Below are 20,091 nucleotides of genomic sequence, written 5' to 3'. Positions count from 1 at the left end.
TATGAAAAATATCACAATTTTAGGCTCAACTGGTTCAATAGGTTGCAGCACTTTGGCCGTTATTCGACAAAATCCAGATTTATTTAAAGCATTTGCTTTAACTGGTGGGCAGAATGTTGGCAAAATGACTGAACAATGTTTGGAATTTAGGCCAAATTATGTCGCAATGGCTGATGAAGAAGCAGCACAGCAACTTAGAAAAAATCTCGTAGACCTAAAATTAAATATTGAAGTATTTCATGGTCAACAAGCTATATGCGATTTAGCAGAGCTTACTGAAGTAGATATGGTAATGGCAGCTATAGTCGGGGCTGCAGGATTAAAACCTACCCTTGCCGCCATTAAAAAAGGCAAACGGATTTTGTTAGCGAATAAAGAATCTTTGGTAACTTGTGGCCATTTATTTATGCAGGCAGTTAAACAATATGGAGCACAATTATTACCAGTTGATAGTGAGCACAATGCAATCTTTCAGAGCCTCCCATCAGAAGTTCAACAAAATTTAGGATTTGCTAATTTAGCCGATTATGGCATCACCAAAATTGTCCTAACCGGTTCAGGAGGACCATTTCGAGATTTACCGTTAAATCAATTAACCACAGTTACGCCTGAACAAGCGGTTGCTCATCCTAATTGGTCAATGGGTAAGAAAATCTCTGTCGATTCAGCTACCATGATGAATAAAGGACTAGAATATATTGAAGCTCGTTGGCTGTTTAATGCCAGTGAAGAAGAGATGGAAATTATCATTCATCCTCAATCAATCATACATTCGATGGTTCGTTACCAAGATGGCAGTGTGATTGCCGAGCTCGGCATTCCAGATATGTGTACGCCAATTGCTTATGCAATGTCTTATCCTGATAGAATTTCATCAACTATTCCTGCTTTAGATTTTACTAAAATTTCATCACTCACTTTTACTCAGCCCGATTTTAATCGCTATCCTTGTTTAAAGTTGGCAATTGATGCATTTAATCAAGGACAAGCTGCCACTACGGCACTTAATGCAGCGAATGAAATTGCTGTAGAAGCATTTCTACAAAACAAAATCGGCTTTATGGATATTGCTAAACAAGTATCAAAGGTTTTAGAAACTCTTAATTTTCCTCAACCAACAACGATCGAAGAAGTATTTGCTATTGATCTATGGTCAAGAAAGTCCTGTTTAAAATTATAGCAATACCTCAAACGTTTAATATTATTGCGCTTCTAATTTTCTATGTACCCGGCAAGGTGTGCCCATGGCGATAACATTGCTAGGTATGTCACGTTCGACAATGCTCCCAGCAGCAATAACGCTATTATCACCAATTGTAACCCCTGGTAATACAATAACATTACCACCAATCCAAACGTTATTACCGATTGTTATTGGTTTGGCAAACTCTAAACCACTATTTCGTGTTTGGCTATCAAGTGGATGACCTGAGGTATAAAAGCCACAATTAGGCGCCACAAGTACATTATGACCAAAGGTTACTTTGGCTGCATCTAAAATAATGCAATTAAAATTAGCAAAAAAATTCTCACCAATTTCAATATTGTAGCCATAATCACACTGAAAACCGGGCATAATAGTAAATTGCTCAGTAGTTTTACCCAATAATTTTTTTAAAAGTTGTTGCCGTTTATGTGCAGCTGACGGTGGTAGTTGGTTTAACTCAAAACAAAGGTCTTGTGCATAAAGCCGCTCCGTTTCAAGCTCATTAATGCAAGGATTATAAAGTAACCCTGTTAACATTTTCTCTTTTTCAGTCATATTGCTATCCCATCTGTTTTGCAATTAGTGCAGGATTATCACTAATAAATGACTGTAAAAATGCACTATCCGGTAAGGCGGTTAATGCTCCTTTTTTGGTAGTAGCCAATGCCCCACAAGCACTGGCTATCGTCATCATACTTTCTAACATTAATTTATCTTCCGGCATCCCTGATGAAGCAATACTACTAAGCAATCCAGCAACAAATGCATCACCAGCGCCTGTTGTATCAATACTATTAACATGGAAAGAGTCAAAACTAAACGTTTTGCCTTGCCATAACACAATACTACCGTCTTTACCTTTAGTAATTAATTTAAGTGGTGCATTATAATGTTGTTGAAGCTTATTAAGTGCTACATGCCAATTTTGGCTTTCAGTCAACCAGAATAACTCTTCATCTGAAAGCTTAAGAATATCTGCATCGTGGCAAAATTGGGTAATAATAGTGCGCATTTCATTTTTATTCTGCCACATTTGTTCGCGCAAATTAATATCAAAGCTAATTAAGCCATTTTTGGCAGTCAGTTTTTCAATAGCGGCTTTTAATGTTTGTCGACAAGTTGATCCTACTAACGCTAAAGAACAAAAATGCAGAATGTCCTGATTAAAATCGGGAAGTGCTTGTTCAGATAAAAATTGATCAGCAGAATATGAAACAAGAAAGGTAAAACTTCGTTCGCCATTTTCGCCTAAATCAACAACAACAGTGCTGGTTCTATGTTCATCATCCTTTTCAAGACTTTGGCAATCAACATGATATTCACCAAAAGTCTTTTCCATAAAATGCCCAAATGGGTCATTACCAACTCTACCAATAAAACCTGAAGGAAGACCTAACTTAGCAATACCAATAGCAACATTTGCAGGAGCACCACCAGCACAAGCTCGATAATTCATTTCACCAAATGGTAATAAATCAATAACAGCATCACCAAGAGACCATACTTTTGTATTATTCATTTTGTCACTCATATTATCGTTGAACAGGATTGAATTATTAATTCAGCATACTTAAATTAGTTCATTGAACACTAATTGGCTGATATGTTGATAGTCAATATTAGCAATAAACTAAGTCATTTATAAAAAAAATTGTTGTTAACGTTAAAAATATGTGACTATCATCACATATTTTAACGTTTATTTCATTATAAGTTAACGTTAACAATTAATTTAATGTAGTATGTAATCATATTAACCTAACTCATGATGAAAGAAGGGAATGTTATGACAAATGCAATTGATAAAGCTAATCAAGCAGTAAAAAAATTAGAAAAAGAAATGAATAAACAATATTATCCTCATTTCCATTTATCACCTCAAGCTGGTTGGATGAACGATCCAAATGGTTTAGTCTATTATAAAGGACAATATCATGCCTTTTATCAACACCATCCTTATAATGAAAATTGGGGACCAATGCATTGGGGACATGTAGTAAGTGATGATCTTATTATCTGGCGAAGGTTACCAATTGCTATTGCACCAGATCATGATTATGACAAAAGCGGGTGTTTTTCAGGTTCAGCCGTCGATAATAACGGCGAATTAAGCTTAATTTACACTGGCCACATCTGGTTAAATGGTCAAGGTAATGATGAACATATCCGAGAAACCCAATGCCTTGCCACAAGTAAAGACGGTGTCAATTTTAAAAAGCATGGCACGGTACTTACTCCTAAAGAAGGGATTATGCATTTTCGTGATCCAAAGGTTTTTCAACAAAATGGTAAATGGTGGATGGTAGTTGGCCAACGAGAAACTAATGATGTCGGTCAAGTGTTACTTTATCATTCAACTAATTTGAAAGATTGGAAATTCGATCAGGTACTTATTAGTGATATTGATCCAGATGTTTATATGCTTGAATGTCCAGACTTTTTCCCGTTAGGCGATAAATGGATATTAATGTTCTCACCACAAGGTATGCAGGCAAAAGGTTATCAATATCGAAATCGGTTCCAATCAGGGTATATTGTCGGTGATTGGCAACCGGGTAAACCATTCTCAGTAGTTAAATCGTTCCAAGAGATGGATTTTGGGCACGATTTTTATGCACCACAATCATTCCTTGCGGCTGATGGTCGCCGTATTATGTTTGGTTGGATGGATATGTGGGAATCAAAAATGCCAAGTAAACACGATAAGTGGATGGGGGCCTTTACTTTACCACGCGAATTAATTCTAGATGGCCAAAATAGAGTTCGTAATCGACCAATTAAAGAGCTAGCTGAGCTTCGTGAAAAACCAAAATCATTGACTACTATTGAATTAAATAGTGAATTAAAAAATACCGAAATTGAATCAATCAGTTGTGAACTTAATGTTGAAATTGATTTAACCAATAGTAATGCTGAGCGTTTTGGCTTACAACTTGCTGCAACGCCAGATGGTAAACAAGCGACATTATTGTATATTGACCAACAAGCTAACCGTATTATTCTCGATCGAAGTCTTTCTGGAATTGACTTAAAAGGTTATCGAAGCGTGCCCTTACCAAAAACTAAAAAGCTGTCACTGCATATTTTTGTCGATGCTTCATCAGTCGAAGTTTTCGTCAACAAAGATTTATATAGTCTTTCAAGCCGTATTTACCCTAAATTACCCGCAAAAAGAGTAATTAACTTATTTGCCGAAAATGGACAAGCCAAAATAACCAAATTGGATAGCTGGCAATTAAAATCAATTTATGAATAGTTTATTAAAAAACCACCAGGCATGGTGGTTTTTTGTTATAAAGATTCTCTTTCTAAATAAGGTGATGGTATATGAATAATGTTTTTTTCATTTTCACCATTGATAATATGCAAGGCTGCTTTTTGACCTATCTCGTAATGAGGTAATTGCACGGTCGTTAGCGAAGGATAAAAAAGTTCACCGGTACCAACCATATTGTCATAACCAAGCACTGCAACATCCTTAGGAATATGAAAACCTTTACCAAGTAAAAATTGATAAGCTACAAAGGCGATTCGGTCATTACCACAAACTAATACATCAAAATCCGGTTTTTTAATACAGTGCTTTGCCAAAATTTCAATCGTCATCATATATTCTAAAGCAAGGTTTTCAGGTGACATCGAGGTATGATAACTCTTCATATCATTTAAATCATTACCTGCATCTAACCACGCTTGTTCAGCAGCTTTACGCCGAATCTTACCAGCTAAGGTATTTTCTGATAAATAGATACATAAAGGTCTTTTGTAACCCTTATTTATCACATTTTGCATCGCTTGATATTGACCTGCATAATCATCTGGAATGTAACAAGCTAGCTGCTCTGAATCACTAATACAGTTTGCTAATACCACATTTTTACTAAGTAATTTATCGGGAAGTTGAACTTTTCTTAATCCCATGGTGGTATAGATAATGCCATTGGGTCGATAAGATAAAAGGGTATTCATCGCATGATCAGCATCCTTATCATCAAATAAATTAACGATAAACGTATTCCAACCATGTTGCTGGGCGGTTTTTTCTATTGCCTGAAGTAATTCGACTGAAAACGGTGTCGTTGCGGTTTCTAATGCCAGCACACCAATAGCATGAGGACCAGAACCATCTCCTCGAATCTTGCGTGCCGATAAATCCGGTACATAATTAAGCGTCTCAATAGCTTTCTTCACTTTTTTATAGGTTTCTTTATTTAGTTTCTCAGGATTATTGATTGCTCGAGATACCGTCATCAATGAAACTGATGCCAATCTAGCAACATCCTTTAGTGAAGCCATAGTTTAATCCTTTTGCTCAACATTAAAATAATCATTAATTTTTACTTAGTGTGATGATACCACAAATAAAAATGATAAAAAGTGTGAGGTAAGTAACATTTATGACAATTGATTGTTTCTATTTTATTCCAATTATGACAATAATGTTAACATTAACATGTTAACGTTAAACTTCGACAATAAAAGAGAATAAAAATGAATATAGATATGATAAAAAATAGAAATTATTGGTTCTCATCAGGCTACCTTGTTACCTTTTATGCTGCATGGTCACTTTGGTGGTCTTTTTATGCCATTTGGCTAAAAAGTCAAATTGGTTTATCTGGTGAACAATTAGGGGTTGTTTATTCTGCTAACTCTGCTGCCGCCATGTTTTTTATGATTTTTTATGGCATTATCCAAGATAAATTGCAGATAGGCAAAGCAGTAATTACCTTCCAAAGTATTATTATGCTACTCATTGGTCCGTTTTTAATCTATGTCTATGAGCCTTTATTACGAAATGATTTTATTTTGGGCGTTTGTATTGGTGCTCCGGTTTTAAGTGCAGGTTTTATTTCTGGATGTGCTTTGATTGACTCATTTATCGAGCGAATTAGTCGATTATTTGGCTTTGAATTTGGTCCTGCAAGATTTTGGGGATCATTTGGTTATGCCGCTGCAACTTTTGTTGCTGGGATTTTATTTGGTATCGACCCACATATTAACTTTTGGATGGCATCTGGCATTGCAGCTATCTATTTCACTATCAATTTAATTTTCAAACCTAAACAACAATTTTCAAAAAACGGTAAAGCAGTAGTACAAAAGCCAACCATCCCAACCATGAGTGAAATTTTCTCACTATTTGGTATGAAAAAGTTTTGGTTATTTGTCTTCTTTATAATTGGAACTAATAGCTTTTACACCATTTATGATCAGCAACTATTTCCAAATTTTTACACCAGTTTCTTTGATAAACCTGAAAATGGCTATCAAGTTTATGGATATTTAAATTCCTTTCAAGTCTTTTTAGAAGCAGCTTGTATGATTTTAGCCCCTTATTTTATTAACAAAATTGGCGCTAAAAAGGCATTACTAACCGCTGCTTTGGTAATGGTTTGTCGAATCTCCTTATCAGCAACCTTAGATAATGTTTATCTAATTTCATTCGTTAAACTTTTCCATGCAATTGAAACACCATTATTTATTTTAGCGGTATTTAAATATGCTGTTGCTAACTTTGATGCGAGACTGTCATCTACTTTATATTTAGTTGGATTTAATATTTCATCCAATGTTGGGGTAATTGTATTGTCATGGATGGTCGGTAAATTATTTGATAATACTGGATATTCAACCACTTTTTATATTCTTGCCGCAATAGTATTTGTCATTCTATTTATCGCAACATTTACGTTAAGTGACAATAAGCAAAAAGTAGAAAAATAACTATACAATCGTTCAGTTAAGTTATAAAAATGGGAACAAATTGTTCCCATTTTTTAATCTCAGTAGAGAAAGCTTGCTTCTATTCTTGGTTTGCGAAACAATATAAACTATTAAGACTAACATTTAAATCGATATAGGTATTTGGTGTGAATACGAGCAAAAAAGTAATTAAACCTGATATGTTATGGCAAACAATCCGACAAGAAGCATCCAAGCTCGTTGAAAGTGAGCCAATGTTAGCGAGTTATTTCCATGCAACGTTACTTAATCATGAGAATTTAGGTGATGCATTAAGTTACATTCTTGCTAACAAGCTAGCGACTCAAGTTGTACCTGCAATGGAAATTCGTGAAATTGCTAGACAAGCCTATCTGGCAGATGACAACATTATCTATGCGGCTATTACCGATATACTTGCTGTTTACATTCGCGATCCAGCAACCAATTACTATTCAACACCACTACTTTATTATAAAGGTTTTCTATCACTACAAGCTTATCGAATTGCGCATTGGCTATGGAAACAAAATCGTAAATCATTAGCAACCTTCTTACAAAGCCAAATTGCCATTGTTTTTGGCGTTGATATCCATCCAGCAGCTAAAATTGGTTGTGGTGTTATGTTTGATCATGCAACAGGGATAGTCATTGGTGAAACCGTAGTTATTGAAAATGATGTTTCCATTTTACAATCAGTCACATTAGGTGGAACCGGAAAAGAAAATGGCGATCGTCACCCTAAAATTCGCGAAGGTGTAATGATTGGTGCCCACTCAACTATTTTAGGTAATATTGAAATCGGTAAAGGTGCTAAAATCGGTGCTGGTTCAGTCGTTTTAGAGCCCGTTCCGGAGCATACCACAGTTGCTGGTGTTCCTGCGAAAGTTGTTGGTTGCCCTGATTGTGATAAACCAGCATTAAACATGGATCAAGATATCTGATCTAGTAGGTGATTCCGTTGCTGATTGCCAACGGAATACCATATTGAAATTTAGGACTGGTTATTAAGATTTATATCCATAGTTGGGTATGGAATATTAATACCATTTTCAGTTAGCCCATTTTTAATATTTTCAAGTAATACCGCTTTAACTGATCCGTAATTAGCATTTAACGTCCAAACTAAAACATTAAAATTCATGGATGAAGCATCGAGCAAATCTAGACGAATAGTTGGCGCTTTACTCTTTAAAATATTATCGGTTTTATTTACGGCCTCACTTAATACTTGATAGACTTTTTGAATATCTGAATCATACCCCACATTAACGACCAAATCTAAACGCCTTTCTGGCAAGCGAGTATAGTTAATAATATTTGCACTAACTACTTGGCCGTTTGGAATAACCACTACTTCATTTGTTGGTGTGACAATAGTGGTTGAAAAAATTTGAATTGAATCAATATCCCCTTTTTGATTATTAATAACCACGGTTTCCCCTACTTTAAAAGGGCGAAAAATAATTAAAATCACGCCTGCTGCAAAGTTTGACAATGAACCTTGTAAAGCTAAACCTACTGCTAAGCCAGCTGCACCAATTACCGCAACAATCGATGCTGTTTGCACACCAAGTTGCCCTAACACAGCAACTAATGTCATAACAATAATGGCGTAATAAGATAAAGAACTAACAAATTTAACTACCGTTGGATCAACATGACGATTAGTTAAAATTCTTCGAAGTTGGCGAGCAACAAATTTAGCAATGGTTCGACCAATGAAAAAAATAACAATGGCAAAACAAAAATGGGCAATATAACTAATTACCACCCCATCATATTTCTCAATAAACAACCAAATTCGGTTTGCTATATTTTCAAAATTCATGAAATTATCCTCTGTAAAAAATAACAGAAATAGTTAAGTGAATAATTGCAATTAAATAGGTTCAAATTAATTGTTTGGCTAATAAAGCCCAACGGGTTTCAAAATTTGTTGTTGGTAGATATTTAAAACCAGAACGAGAATAGCGTGCCATCATTCCTTCGCAAAAAGCCAGTAACTGGCTAGATAAAATACGCTCATCAGTGGTAAAGGCCACGCCTTCACGAATCTTCCTTTCCCGTATAACTTGCTTTATCTGCGTTTCAATGCGTTCAAACAATTGACTAATTCGTTCTTGTAATTGATCTTGTTCAAACATTAATGCATGTCCGGTCATAATTCTTGTCAGTCCCGGATTCTTTTCAGAAAAACCAAGAATTAAAGCCAAAATAAGTTGAAGTCGCATAAATGTTTTTGGTTCATCTTGCAAAATTACATTAATACGAGAAAGCAAAATGTCTTCAATATAAACAATTAAACTTTCAAACATTTTTGTCTTACTTGGAAAATGCCTATACAATGCCGCTTCAGAAACTCCAACCGTTGCTGCTAATTTAGCTGTGGTTATCCGTTGTGTTCCTTCATTGGATTCAAGCATAGTTGCTAATGCTTGGAGTATATCTTCTTTACGATTTTTATTTTTGCTACTCACGATTATTTCTTACCTGAATGCCCAAATCCACCTTCACCACGTGCTGATTCAACAAAATCTTCAACAATATTGAATTCTGCTTGCACGACTGGCACAATAATTAATTGAGCAATACGATCGCCAGGTTCAATAACAAATGGAGTTTGGCTTCGATTCCAAACTGGCACAAATAATTGACCTTGATAATCAGAATCAATTAAACCAACTAAATTACCAAGTACAATACCGTTTTTTGAACCAAGTCCTGAACGTGGTAACACTAATGCCGCTAAAGATGGATCAGCAATATGCATTGATAAGCCGGTTGGAGTTAAGATTGTTTCACCCGGTTTGATTTCAGTTGTTTTATCAAACATCGCTCTTAAATCAATACCTGCTGAACCTTCGGTTGCATAAGTTGGCAATGGAAACTCGTTACCTAAACGTTTATCTAATACTTTAATATCAATTTTTCTTTTCATCATGACTCGCTTTATATCGTGTTATAACTACTTGAAGCAATTCTTTTGCTAGTTGTTGTTTACTGCTTAATGGTAACGTTTGTTCACCATTTTGCCAATAAAGGGTTAATGCATTTTGATCAGAATTAAAGCCAATATTCTTGTCTGACACATCATTAGCACAAATCAAATCTAATTTTTTAGTGGATAACTTCTTAAGGGCATAAGCCTTAATATTATTGGTTTCAGCGGCAAAGCCTACCACAAATGGGCGACCTTTCTTTAATGCAGCAATATTGGCAACAATATCAGGATTTTTAACCAATTTAATAACAAGTTCATTATTATCATCGGTTTTTTTAATTTTTTTCTTAGCAATCGTTTCAGCTCGATAATCAGCAACAGCCGCGCAAGAGATAAAAATCGATGATTTTTTAGCATGCTTTAATGCTGCATCATACATTTCATTAGCACTTTTTACATTAATGCGATTTACATTATTTGGCGTCGCTAAATTAACGGGTCCACTAATTAGATTTACTGTTGCTCCCAATTCAGCGGCAGCTTGAGCAATAGCATAGCCCATTTTACCTGAACTGTAATTGCTGATATAACGCACTGGATCAAGCTCTTCAATGGTTGGGCCAGCGGTAATAGTAATTTCAGTTCCAGCAAGAGTTGAATTTGCTAAAAAATAGTACTCAACATGACTTACAATGGTTGCAGGTTCAACCATTCGCCCTGGCCCAAAATCACCACAAGCTTGAAAACCATCATCGGGACCTAAAATTAAGGTATTACGTGAAGCTAAAGTCGCTAAATTCTGTTGAGTTGCCGCTGCTTTGTACATTTGTTGGTTCATCGCTGGCGTAATGACGATCTTAGCGGGTGTTGCAAGGCAAATGGTCGATAAAAGGTCATCAGCAATACCATTTGCCATTTTTGCTATAATATTTGCTGTAGCAGGGGCTATTATTAGCAAATCAGCCCATTTGGCTAATTCAATGTGGCTCATCGAAAGTTCGGCAGAAGGATCGAATAAATCACTTGATACTGCATTACCAGTTAGCGCTTGCAGTGTCATTGGCGTGACAAAATGGCTCGCTGATTCAGTCATTACTACACGTACCTGTGCACCCGCTTTTTTTAGATGACGGACAAGATCAGGGCATTTATAAGCAGCAATACCACCCGTTATCCCTAATAAAATATGTTTACCAGATAAACTCATGATCTCGTTATTCTCCGATCCCAATTAAAGGCGTTATATTACCATAATTAAATTAGATAATAAGTAACTCTTTCGCATTGGCAAGTGTTGCATCAGTAATTTTATCCCCACCTAACAACCGAGCAAGCTCATTTAAACGTCCATTTTTATCTAATCTTTGCATATCTGTCGATGTTTGTTTACCATTCGTTTGTTTACTAACAAAATAGTGTTGATTAGCTTGGCCGGCAACTTGTGGCAAATGCGTCACAGTAATGACTTGCGTCGATTCACCAAGTTGCCTTAATAACTGCCCGACCTTAGCCGCAGTCGGTCCACTAATACCGACATCAATTTCATCAAAAATCAACGCTGGCGTATCCATTTTTTGCGCGGTTAAAACCTGTATTGCAAGTGCCATACGTGATAATTCACCGCCAGAGGCAACTTTTACTAAAGGCTGCACCTCCTGCCCAGCATTAGTACTTACTAAAAAAGAAACTTGGTCGGCACCATCTTCACTCAATCGATTTTCATCAAACACGACATCTATACAAAATTGACCGTTTGGCATAGATAATTCATGCATAATGGCCATGACTTTTTTAGCTAACGTTTTACTTACGGTTAAGCGTTTTTGATGCAGTTTTCTGGCAAGTTCTACCGCAATTTGTTGATACTTTTTAATCTCTTCTTTTAATTGTTCACTCTGTTCATCTTGTTGATTAATATGTTTAAACTCATTTAATAAATTTTGATGTAACTCAGGTAACGCCTCAGGAGAAACATGATGCTTACGCGCTAAAGCAATTTGCTTTGATAATCGTTGTTCAAGTTGCATCACTCTAGCCGGATCAAGTTCTAAGCTTTCACTATAATGACGTAATTCATAGCTAGCTTCTTTAATTTGAATAGAGGCGTCTTCTAACATTACTAAAACACCATTTAGCGACGGATCTAATGTTACTAGATCATCAATACTCTGTTTAACATTATTGAGCATATTGCTAACATTATATTCGTCTGCTTCATCTAATAGCATAATAGATTGTTGACTAAGATTAATTAACTGTTCACTATTTGATAACTTTTTATATTCTTCATCGATTTGTTGATATTCACCTTCAATTGGTGAAAATTCATTTAACTCTTTTAATTGATATTGCAATAACTGAACGTGAGCATCTCGCTCCTGTTTGGAAGAGAGGTATTGCTGATATGCTCGACTTGCAGATTTCCATTGCTTGTAAGCTTGCTGCATTTGTGCCAATAATGCGGGCTCATTGATATAATGATTAAGTAAAATTTTTTGATAATCACTTCGTAATAAACGTTGATGTTCATGTTGTCCATGAATTTGAATTAGCATTTGTCCTAAATCTTTTAACTGCGAAATAGGCACAGCGCGGCCATTAATAAATGCTTTAGAACGCCCATCTTGATTAATAACTCGCCTTAAAATACATTCATTACCTTCATCAAGTTGATTTTCGGTTAACCACGAGTATGCTGCTGGGGTATTATCATCAAGAACAAAGCTCGCTGAAATATCTACCCGATTTGTACCATTGCGAATGGCTGAAGCATCAGCACGATTTCCTAAACAAAGCCCTAAAGCATCGATCGCAATCGATTTACCTGCGCCTGTTTCACCCGTAATTGCCGTCATTCCTGTTGTAAAATCAACTAATAACTGATCGACAATAGCAAAATTATTAATAGTAAGTTGAGTTATCATTATAATTAAATACATGCAGCTGATTAAAATTAATGCGAGTATATCAATAAAAATACTGTAAATAAATACAGCTTTTTAAATAAAATAACCATTTTATTTTACTGTATTTAATCGAGTTATTGTGCTAACTAGGTTTTCGCGAGTTTTTAGCGCTCACTCATTTTTTAATAGATAAGCAAAAAACCAACTGTGAATAATTAATTGGGGTAGAAAAAAGTCATTGATTAAAAAATCTCAATGACTTTAATCAATAACTAATTAATATAATGAGCTAATAACTTCATAAATTAATTGCAGATTTAAAATTACAAGTGCAATAGTTGCTATCCACCCCAAAACGAATGTTAGTTTACTGTTAACAAACTCTTTCATGATTTTCTTATTTGAAGTAACTAAAATTAAAGGTACCATTGATATCGGTAAAGCAATGCTTAAAAAGACCTGAGTATAGATTAATAAATTCTCAACAATATTTTCCTTATCTCCCCAAATATAGATACATAAAATTACCGGAGTCACTGCCAATCCTCGACTAATCATTCGTCTAGCCCAAAGGGGAATAGAGAGATGAATAAACCCTTCCATCACGATTTGCCCGGTTAATGTGCCGGTAATAGTGGCATTCTGACCTGAGGCTAGTAACGCCACAGCAAATAATGTTGCCATAATCGAGCTAGCTACCGGGCCAACCATATGTGGATCTTTCAAAGCCTCATAAAGTTGCGTAAATCGACCAAGATCATCAGGATTATTGCCATAAAAAAGGGCGGCGCCAAGAATCAATAATAGACAATTGATGATAAACGAAAATGACAACTGTATATTGGAATCAATGGTGGCATATTTAATCGCATCTTTTAAGCTAGTTCGATTGTTTCTATCATATTTTCTAGTTTGAACGATAGATGAATGCAAATACAAATTATGTGGCATAACAGTCGCACCAACAATCCCTAGCGCAATAACCAATGCTGAATCATGTCCTTTAATTGACGCAGTAAAAATATCAGTCCTTGGTATAAAACCATTTATAATGTCACTTAATGCCGGTGAAGCTCTTAACACTTCATAAGTGAAGATAATAAATATCGTCGCAATTAAACAAAAGACGATCGCTTCTATTTTTCTAAAACCAAACCGCATTAAAATTAACAGTATAACAACGTCAAAAACCGTTAATAAAACACCAATCAATAATGGAATATCAAACAACAGGTTCAAGGCAACAGCACTACCAATAACTTCGGCAATTTCGGTTGCTATAATTGCTAATTCAGTCGATATCCATAAACAAAATGCTACTTTTCTACCCACCATTGATTTAGTTGCTTGAGCAAGATCCATGCCGGTGACTACACCGATTTTGACACACATGGCCTGTAATAACATGGCTATCAAGCTAGAGATTAATATCACTGATAGCAGCAAATAACTATAAAGCGCACCGCCTTGAATTGAGGTGATCCAGTTACCGGGATCCATATAACCAACCGCCACTAAAGCCCCCGGACCAGAAAAAGCCCACAGTTTTCGAAGAAAACTCGCATTCGGATCGGGAATATGAACAGTATTATTGATCTCTTCCAAACTTACTGTGGATATTTTCAACATAATTAAAACCTCAAAATTGATATATTGCCATTATATATGATAATGAGAATCATTATCAATTAAAATAATCATTTTAGGTGTTTTTAAAAATTATGATCGGGATAATGTGTATTATTTAGATTTAAAGGCGTATATTATTTAACCGTAATTAGTCTATAAATCGGTATGTCGACATCTAACCATTATGACTGATTAAAGCTATATTAGTCCACCCCAAAAGTTATGCTGAGCAATCTAATTTTAATATATAAAACGTTCTTTTAAACTTAGATAGAACTTATTTTATTTATACTATTGGCTATTTAATTTCAAATCTATTAAATATAGTAAGGAATAACTTAAATGTTTGGAAATAAAACAAATCGTCAAATTATCATCTGGACAACAATTATTGGTGGTTTTATCAGTTCATTAGTCAAATGGGGATCTGAAGTTAATATGCCACCTCGAGTTCCCGGTGAAATTTCACCACCAGCGGCACATATTGATGCTTGGCTTGGTTGGTTGGGTATTAATTCGCACTCCCTTGATTATGTTTATCAAGGAACCCGTGTTTTAGGTGCCGTAACACTTTATCACTGGCTATTTAGTTTTGCTTTTGCCTTTGTTTATGTATTTATTGCTTTTTTTTGGAATAAAATTCGACTTTGGTATGGTGCTTTTTATGGTCTGATTATTACTGTTGTTATGCATGGTTTTTTTATTCCATTATTAGGCTTCCGTAATCCAGTTTATGATCCAGAGGGTACTGTTGGCTGGTTATGGAATTTAAACGGCTATGAATTGTGGAGTGAAATCTTAGGCCATATTTATTGGGGCGTATCAATCGAGATCTGTATGATTGCTGTGCTAGCTCACTTTTCAAGACCGATCTATGGTGAATGGCGTGAATAATTAACCTATTCTACAATCCTTCTATTCTAATAAAAAATAGAAGGATTGCTAATCTTAAGTATATTAATTATATTTTTTAACATTTATTTAGGTTAAACATCCAGATTAACCTAGCCATGCTGTCAGCACTGATAACATTATTTTTTGTTCAACCCGTGCTGAGCAATGATATTTTTATTTAATTGCAATAATAATATTGTTAATGGGTACAAAAAGAATAACTGAAAATAATAATGTAATCCCAATATAATCAATTCGTTGCTTGTTCGATTTAAATATACAGTAATATAAATTCACCACACAGTTAAAACCAAAAATAATGGTAATAATAATATTGTGAATTATTTTTGAAGATAAGACGACATTATTGTTATCACCCAACATAGGAAAAATTAAAATAACTTCAAGAATAAAAAGACAATATATAAATTTCATTCTTATACTTCCTGTAAAGAAACAGTTTTTATACTATACTGCTATCATTAAAATCATCAACTAATTATTAGTTATAGCAATAAAAAAACAATTGGGTATAGTTAAAATCTATATCAATCAATAAAAAACTAGAATTATTCAATAGCATTTTTTTTTGTTATCTTTCCTATTATTAACCAAATGTGATGAAAGGAAAATAAAATGAATACTGCTGTTATTGGATATCCCCGTGTTGGTAAGCTTCGAGAATTAAAATTTGCCACCGAAGCTTATTTTAAAGGCAACAAAAGCCAAACTGAATTATTGAGTGAGGCAAAAGCACTGCGTGCTGAACATCTACAACAACAAGCTTCACAAAAAATCGCATTTATCTCATCAAATGATTTTTCATTTTATGATGCCGTACTTGATACTGCATGTTTACTTAATGTTATTCCAAAACGTTATCAGGATTTAGGTTTACCTGAACTCGACCGCTATTTTGCTATGGCGCGAGGTTATCAAGGCGATAAAGGAGATGTGCGTGCGTTAGCAATGAAAAAATGGTTTAACACCAATTACCACTACTTAGTGCCTGAAATTGAAGATTCACTACAAATTAAAATCGCCAGTACAAAACCTTTTGATGAATACCAAGAGGCTAAGGCGTTAGGTATCCAAACCAAACCGGTTATTATTGGGGCATTAACCTTTTTCAAATTAGCCCAATATTTAGGTAGCAAACAGCTAGTTGATTTTAAAGCAGACATTATTAAAGCCTATCAAGAAATCATCCAAAAATTCACTACACTTGGTGCTGTCTGGATCCAAATTGATGAACCAATTTTAGTCACTGATCTTACTCAACAAGATATCGCACTATTTAACGAACTTTATCAAGCTATCTTATCAGTTAAAGGCAAAACCAAAGTTGTGTTGCAAACCTATTTTGGTGATGTCCGTGACTGCTATAAAGAACTTGTTGCATTACCGTTTGATGGTATCGGTCTGGATTTTGTAGAAGGTAAGCAAACATTAACTTTACTTGAAAATAATGGCTTCCCTGCTGATAAAGTCTTATTTGCTGGTGTCGTTAATGGTAAAAATATCTGGAAAAATGATTACAAAAAAACCTTGGCATTATTAACCAAAATCAAACAACAAGCAGTCAACGTGGTAGTTAACACTTCATGTTCTTTATTGCATGTGCCTTACACATTACAAAATGAGACCAAATTGACTATTCAACAACGTGCTTATTTTGCTTTCGCTCAAGAAAAGCTGCAAGAACTTGCTGAACTAGGTCAATTAATTAATGAAACCAATCGAGATAACAACGCAGCTTACAAAGCTAACCAAACTCTGTTTACTCGCGAACGTGAAGGGGCTAACCAAGCGGTTCGCCAAAAAGTGACAGCACTAAAAGAGTCTGATTTTACCCGTCTACCTGAGTTTTCCGTGCGTGAAGCTGCACAGAAAAAAGCCTTTAATCTGCCATTATTACCAACTACCACCATTGGTTCATTCCCACAAACACCGGATGTACGTTTAAATCGTGCTAAATTCAAAAAAGGCGAAATTTGCCTAAATGAATACACTGAATTTAATAAGAAAAAAATTGCTGAATGTATCAAATTACAAGAAAAGATCGGTATTGATGTATTAGTTCACGGTGAATTTGAACGTAATGACATGGTGGAATACTTCGGTGAAAGCTTAAATGGCTTTGTCTTTACTGAAAAAGCATGGGTACAATCTTATGGTACACGCTGTGTTAAACCACCAATTGTTTGGGGTGATATTTCCCGTTCTAAACCAATTACGGTTGAATATTCAAAATATGCGCAAAGTTTAACTGATAAACCTGTTAAAGGTATGTTAACTGGCCCTGTGACTATCTTAAACTGGTCATTCCCTCGTGAAGATATCTCACAAAAAGAATCGGTATTCCAAATTGGGTTAGCGATCAGTGATGAAGTATTAGATCTTGAAGCAGCTGGCATTAAAGTCATCCAAATTGACGAAGCGGCATTAAAAGAAAAATTACCATTACGTAAAGCTGATTGGAATAGTGAATATCTAGATTGGGCAATTCCGGCATTTAGATTGGTTCACAGCAAAGTACAAGCCGATACCCAAATTCATACTCATATGTGTTATAGCGAATTTGCTGACATCATCAAAGATATCGATGCGATGGATGCCGATGTCATTTCATTTGAAGCATCACGCTCTAATTTACAGTTAATTGATGTACTTAAAGCCAATAACTTCAAAACAGAAGTAGGTCCAGGTGTATATGATATCCACTCACCACGTGTACCGCCAGTTGCGGAAATCAAAGCAACCATTGAAAAATTAGTGGCCAAAATTGATAAGCAAAAATTGTGGATTAATCCAGATTGTGGTTTAAAAACTCGCGGTGAAAAAGAAGTAGTCGAAAGCTTAGAACATTTAGTTCAAGCGACATTAGCAGTAAGAAAGACACTTAATTAATACTGTTTTAAAAAGTGAATGAGCTTTATCTGACTGATTGCTTTTATAAGCGAGGTCAATAAAGCTCAATAACAAAAATGGATGATACTAATGAAAACAAATTTACTCTTTAACCAAAAAACAGTGTTCTCATTCGAGGTCTTTCCACCTAAAAAAACCTCTCCATTAGAGACAATTTACAGTACCTTACGTGAATTAGGTTACTTCAAACCGGATTTTATTAGTGTCACTTATGGCGCAGGTGGTAGTTTGAATGGTCAAACCACAATCGACATTGCCCACTCAGTTAAACATACCTATGGGATTGAAAGTGTTGCCCATTTGCCAGGAATTAACTTTGATAAAGTAGAAATGTCAAAAATCCTCCATGACCTTAAATGTGCGGGAATTGATAACGTGCTTGCGTTACGCGGAGATATCAATCCAAACGTAACCCCCAAAGATGATTTTCGTTTTGCAAGTGAACTTGTTTCATTTATTAAAGAAAATGGTGATTTTAACGTAATTGGTGCCTGTTATCCAGAAGGACATCTTGAGGCTACCACAATAAAACAAGATTTAATCCATTTAAAAGAAAAAGTGAATGCCGGCACTGATCAGCTAATTTCACAACTGTTTTTTGATAACGACTATTTTTATACCTTTGTAGATAAAGCACATGATATGGGCATTAACGTCCCGATTGAAGCGGGAATTATGCCGGTCACCAATAAAAATCAAATTGAACGCATGGTTTCAATGTGCGGAGTTAATTTACCTAAAAAGTTCAAACAGATGATGGAGAAATATGAACATCATCCGGATGCATTTCGTGATGCTGGTATTGCTTATGCTATCGATCAGATTGTTGATTTAGTCTCACAAAATGTTGATGGTATTCATTTATACACCATGAACAACAGTTATATTGCCAGACGTATTTGCGAAGCAGTATCAACATTACTCGCTGTGCCAAAATCAGCGTGATTAATTGTTAATAAGAAAATAGAAAGGTTTGGTAGAATTGGTTGCGGGGGCTGGATTTGAACCAACGACCTTCGGGTTATGAGCCCGACGAGCTACCAAGCTGCTCCACCCCGCGTCAGAGTGATGGCTATATTATAGTAATAAAATAATAATGCAATACCCTTATTGCCTAAAATCCATATTTTTACACATTGCTTAACAAATAATAGCGATTTACATACGAAGCGGTATACACTTCTCAATATTTTTTACAGCATTCCTTATATAACCCACCGATTAATGATAGTTTGCTGTAATTAACATGTGGATGTTATTAACAGATAATAGGTAATTTATATGTTTATGCGGTATACACTCCTCAATATTTTTTACAAAAAAATTTATTTTCGTTGATTATTCATTATGCTAACATCATTAAAATTACATAATGTACATTTAATTGGAAAAGGAAAAAATATGTCAACTCAATATCATGGATCTTGTTTATGTGGAAAAGTTAAATTATCTGTTCCATTTGCTAATACGGATTTTAGTGCATGCCATTGCCAAACTTGTCGTAAATGGAGTGCTGGACCTTTAATGACTTTAGCGCACAGTGGTGATTTAACGATAGAAGGACAAGAGAATGTTACCCATTTTAACTCATCACAATGGGCGGAAAGAGCATTTTGTAAAGAGTGTGGCTCTCATCTTTATTATCATTTAAAAGGTACGCAAAATTATTATATTGCCGCTTGGATCTTTGACGATATTAAGGATTTAAAATTCACGGCTGAAGTCTTTATTGATAAAAAACCAACTTGCTATGCGTTTGCTAATCAGACTCATAAATTAACCGAAGCAGATATTTTAGCAATGGCGGAAGGAAAGGCTTAAAAAATAAATTATAACTTGATGTATTTGTAAAAAAA

The 20,091-nt window shown here is 35.1% G+C and carries 17 protein-coding genes and 1 tRNA gene; 8 read left to right on the top strand and 10 right to left on the bottom strand.

The window, feature by feature from the left end; translation table 11 throughout:
- Position 1 precedes the first annotated feature (1 nt).
- A complete protein-coding gene (gene ispC / locus AC5LXI_RS02455) occupies positions 2-1,180 on the top strand; it encodes a 1-deoxy-D-xylulose-5-phosphate reductoisomerase (RefSeq protein ID WP_493443376.1) in 1,179 nt (392 codons plus the stop codon).
- 21 nt (positions 1,181-1,201) lie between these two features.
- On the opposite strand, the gene AC5LXI_RS02450 is transcribed toward ispC, so the two are convergent.
- Both AC5LXI_RS02450 and AC5LXI_RS02445 read right to left on the bottom strand, forming a co-directional pair.
- Positions 1,202-1,762: a sugar O-acetyltransferase gene (locus tag AC5LXI_RS02450; RefSeq protein WP_493443375.1), complete on the bottom strand. Its 561-nt coding sequence runs from the start codon at positions 1,760-1,762 to the stop codon at positions 1,202-1,204.
- Positions 1,763-1,766: 4 nt separating this feature from the next.
- Entirely contained in the window at positions 1,767-2,726 is a 960-nt protein-coding gene (locus AC5LXI_RS02445; RefSeq protein ID WP_493443374.1) for a PfkB family carbohydrate kinase, read from the bottom strand.
- Positions 2,727-2,993: 267 nt separating this feature from the next.
- Between AC5LXI_RS02445 and AC5LXI_RS02440 the strand changes: the two genes are divergently transcribed.
- Positions 2,994-4,463 carry a glycoside hydrolase family 32 protein gene (locus tag AC5LXI_RS02440; protein ID WP_493443373.1) on the top strand — a complete coding sequence of 490 codons (1,470 nt, stop codon included), beginning with the start codon at positions 2,994-2,996 and terminating at the stop codon, positions 4,461-4,463.
- A 35-nt stretch (positions 4,464-4,498) separates the two neighbouring features.
- Here AC5LXI_RS02440 and AC5LXI_RS02435 read toward each other — a convergent pair whose 3' ends face one another.
- Positions 4,499-5,503 (bottom strand): LacI family DNA-binding transcriptional regulator, encoded by a 1,005-nt coding sequence (locus AC5LXI_RS02435; protein ID WP_493443372.1) that lies wholly within the window; start codon positions 5,501-5,503, stop codon positions 4,499-4,501.
- 195 nt (positions 5,504-5,698) lie between these two features.
- Between AC5LXI_RS02435 and AC5LXI_RS02430 the strand changes: the two genes are divergently transcribed.
- Positions 5,699-6,934, top strand: coding sequence for an oligosaccharide MFS transporter (locus tag AC5LXI_RS02430; protein ID WP_493443371.1), 1,236 nt, complete (start codon positions 5,699-5,701; stop codon positions 6,932-6,934).
- Between the two features lie 179 nt (positions 6,935-7,113).
- On the top strand, positions 7,114-7,875 hold the full coding sequence (gene cysE, locus AC5LXI_RS02425; RefSeq protein WP_493444235.1) for a serine O-acetyltransferase: 762 nt from the start codon (positions 7,114-7,116) through the stop codon (positions 7,873-7,875).
- 50 nt (positions 7,876-7,925) lie between these two features.
- On the opposite strand, the gene AC5LXI_RS02420 is transcribed toward cysE, so the two are convergent.
- From AC5LXI_RS02420 to AC5LXI_RS02395, 6 genes are all read right to left on the bottom strand, one after another.
- The gene (locus tag AC5LXI_RS02420; RefSeq protein WP_493443370.1) at positions 7,926-8,762 is read right to left on the bottom strand and encodes a mechanosensitive ion channel domain-containing protein; all 837 of its coding nucleotides are present in this window, start codon (positions 8,760-8,762) and stop codon (positions 7,926-7,928) included.
- Positions 8,763-8,823: 61 nt separating this feature from the next.
- Positions 8,824-9,411, bottom strand: a complete 588-nt coding sequence (gene slmA / locus AC5LXI_RS02415) for a nucleoid occlusion factor SlmA (protein ID WP_493443369.1) — start codon at positions 9,409-9,411, stop codon at positions 8,824-8,826.
- Between the two features lie 2 nt (positions 9,412-9,413).
- Positions 9,414-9,872 (bottom strand): dUTP diphosphatase, encoded by a 459-nt coding sequence (gene dut / locus AC5LXI_RS02410; protein ID WP_493443368.1) that lies wholly within the window; start codon positions 9,870-9,872, stop codon positions 9,414-9,416.
- Positions 9,856-11,085 (bottom strand): bifunctional phosphopantothenoylcysteine decarboxylase/phosphopantothenate--cysteine ligase CoaBC, encoded by a 1,230-nt coding sequence (gene coaBC / locus AC5LXI_RS02405; protein WP_493444234.1) that lies wholly within the window; start codon positions 11,083-11,085, stop codon positions 9,856-9,858. Before coaBC ends, dut begins: the two co-directional genes overlap by 17 nt.
- Positions 11,086-11,134: 49 nt before the next feature.
- Positions 11,135-12,799: a DNA repair protein RecN gene (recN, locus tag AC5LXI_RS02400; RefSeq protein ID WP_493443367.1), complete on the bottom strand. Its 1,665-nt coding sequence runs from the start codon at positions 12,797-12,799 to the stop codon at positions 11,135-11,137.
- A gap of 258 nt (positions 12,800-13,057) precedes the next feature.
- Positions 13,058-14,410, bottom strand: a complete 1,353-nt coding sequence (locus AC5LXI_RS02395; RefSeq protein WP_493443366.1) for an Nramp family divalent metal transporter — start codon at positions 14,408-14,410, stop codon at positions 13,058-13,060.
- A gap of 342 nt (positions 14,411-14,752) precedes the next feature.
- On the opposite strand from AC5LXI_RS02395, the gene AC5LXI_RS02390 reads away from it, so the two are divergent.
- From AC5LXI_RS02390 to metF, 3 genes are all read left to right on the top strand, one after another.
- Positions 14,753-15,304 carry a YagU family protein gene (locus AC5LXI_RS02390; protein WP_493443365.1) on the top strand — a complete coding sequence of 184 codons (552 nt, stop codon included), beginning with the start codon at positions 14,753-14,755 and terminating at the stop codon, positions 15,302-15,304.
- Positions 15,305-15,940: 636 nt separating this feature from the next.
- On the top strand, positions 15,941-18,214 hold the full coding sequence (gene metE, locus AC5LXI_RS02385; protein WP_493443364.1) for a 5-methyltetrahydropteroyltriglutamate--homocysteine S-methyltransferase: 2,274 nt from the start codon (positions 15,941-15,943) through the stop codon (positions 18,212-18,214).
- A gap of 90 nt (positions 18,215-18,304) precedes the next feature.
- Positions 18,305-19,180: a methylenetetrahydrofolate reductase [NAD(P)H] gene (gene metF, locus AC5LXI_RS02380; RefSeq protein ID WP_493443363.1), complete on the top strand. Its 876-nt coding sequence runs from the start codon at positions 18,305-18,307 to the stop codon at positions 19,178-19,180.
- A 38-nt stretch (positions 19,181-19,218) separates the two neighbouring features.
- Here the strand turns inward: metF and AC5LXI_RS02375 are convergent.
- Positions 19,219-19,295: transfer RNA gene (locus tag AC5LXI_RS02375), tRNA-Met, on the bottom strand.
- Between the two features lie 341 nt (positions 19,296-19,636).
- Between AC5LXI_RS02375 and AC5LXI_RS02370 the strand changes: the two genes are divergently transcribed.
- A complete protein-coding gene (locus tag AC5LXI_RS02370) occupies positions 19,637-20,056 on the top strand; it encodes a GFA family protein (protein ID WP_025316813.1) in 420 nt (139 codons plus the stop codon).
- Positions 20,057-20,091: the final 35 nt, after the last annotated feature.

This window comes from Gilliamella sp. LMG 34361 (assembly GCF_984569075.1).
Note: the sequence above shows the minus strand (reverse complement) of the source record. Positions and strands in the feature narration are given on the sequence as shown.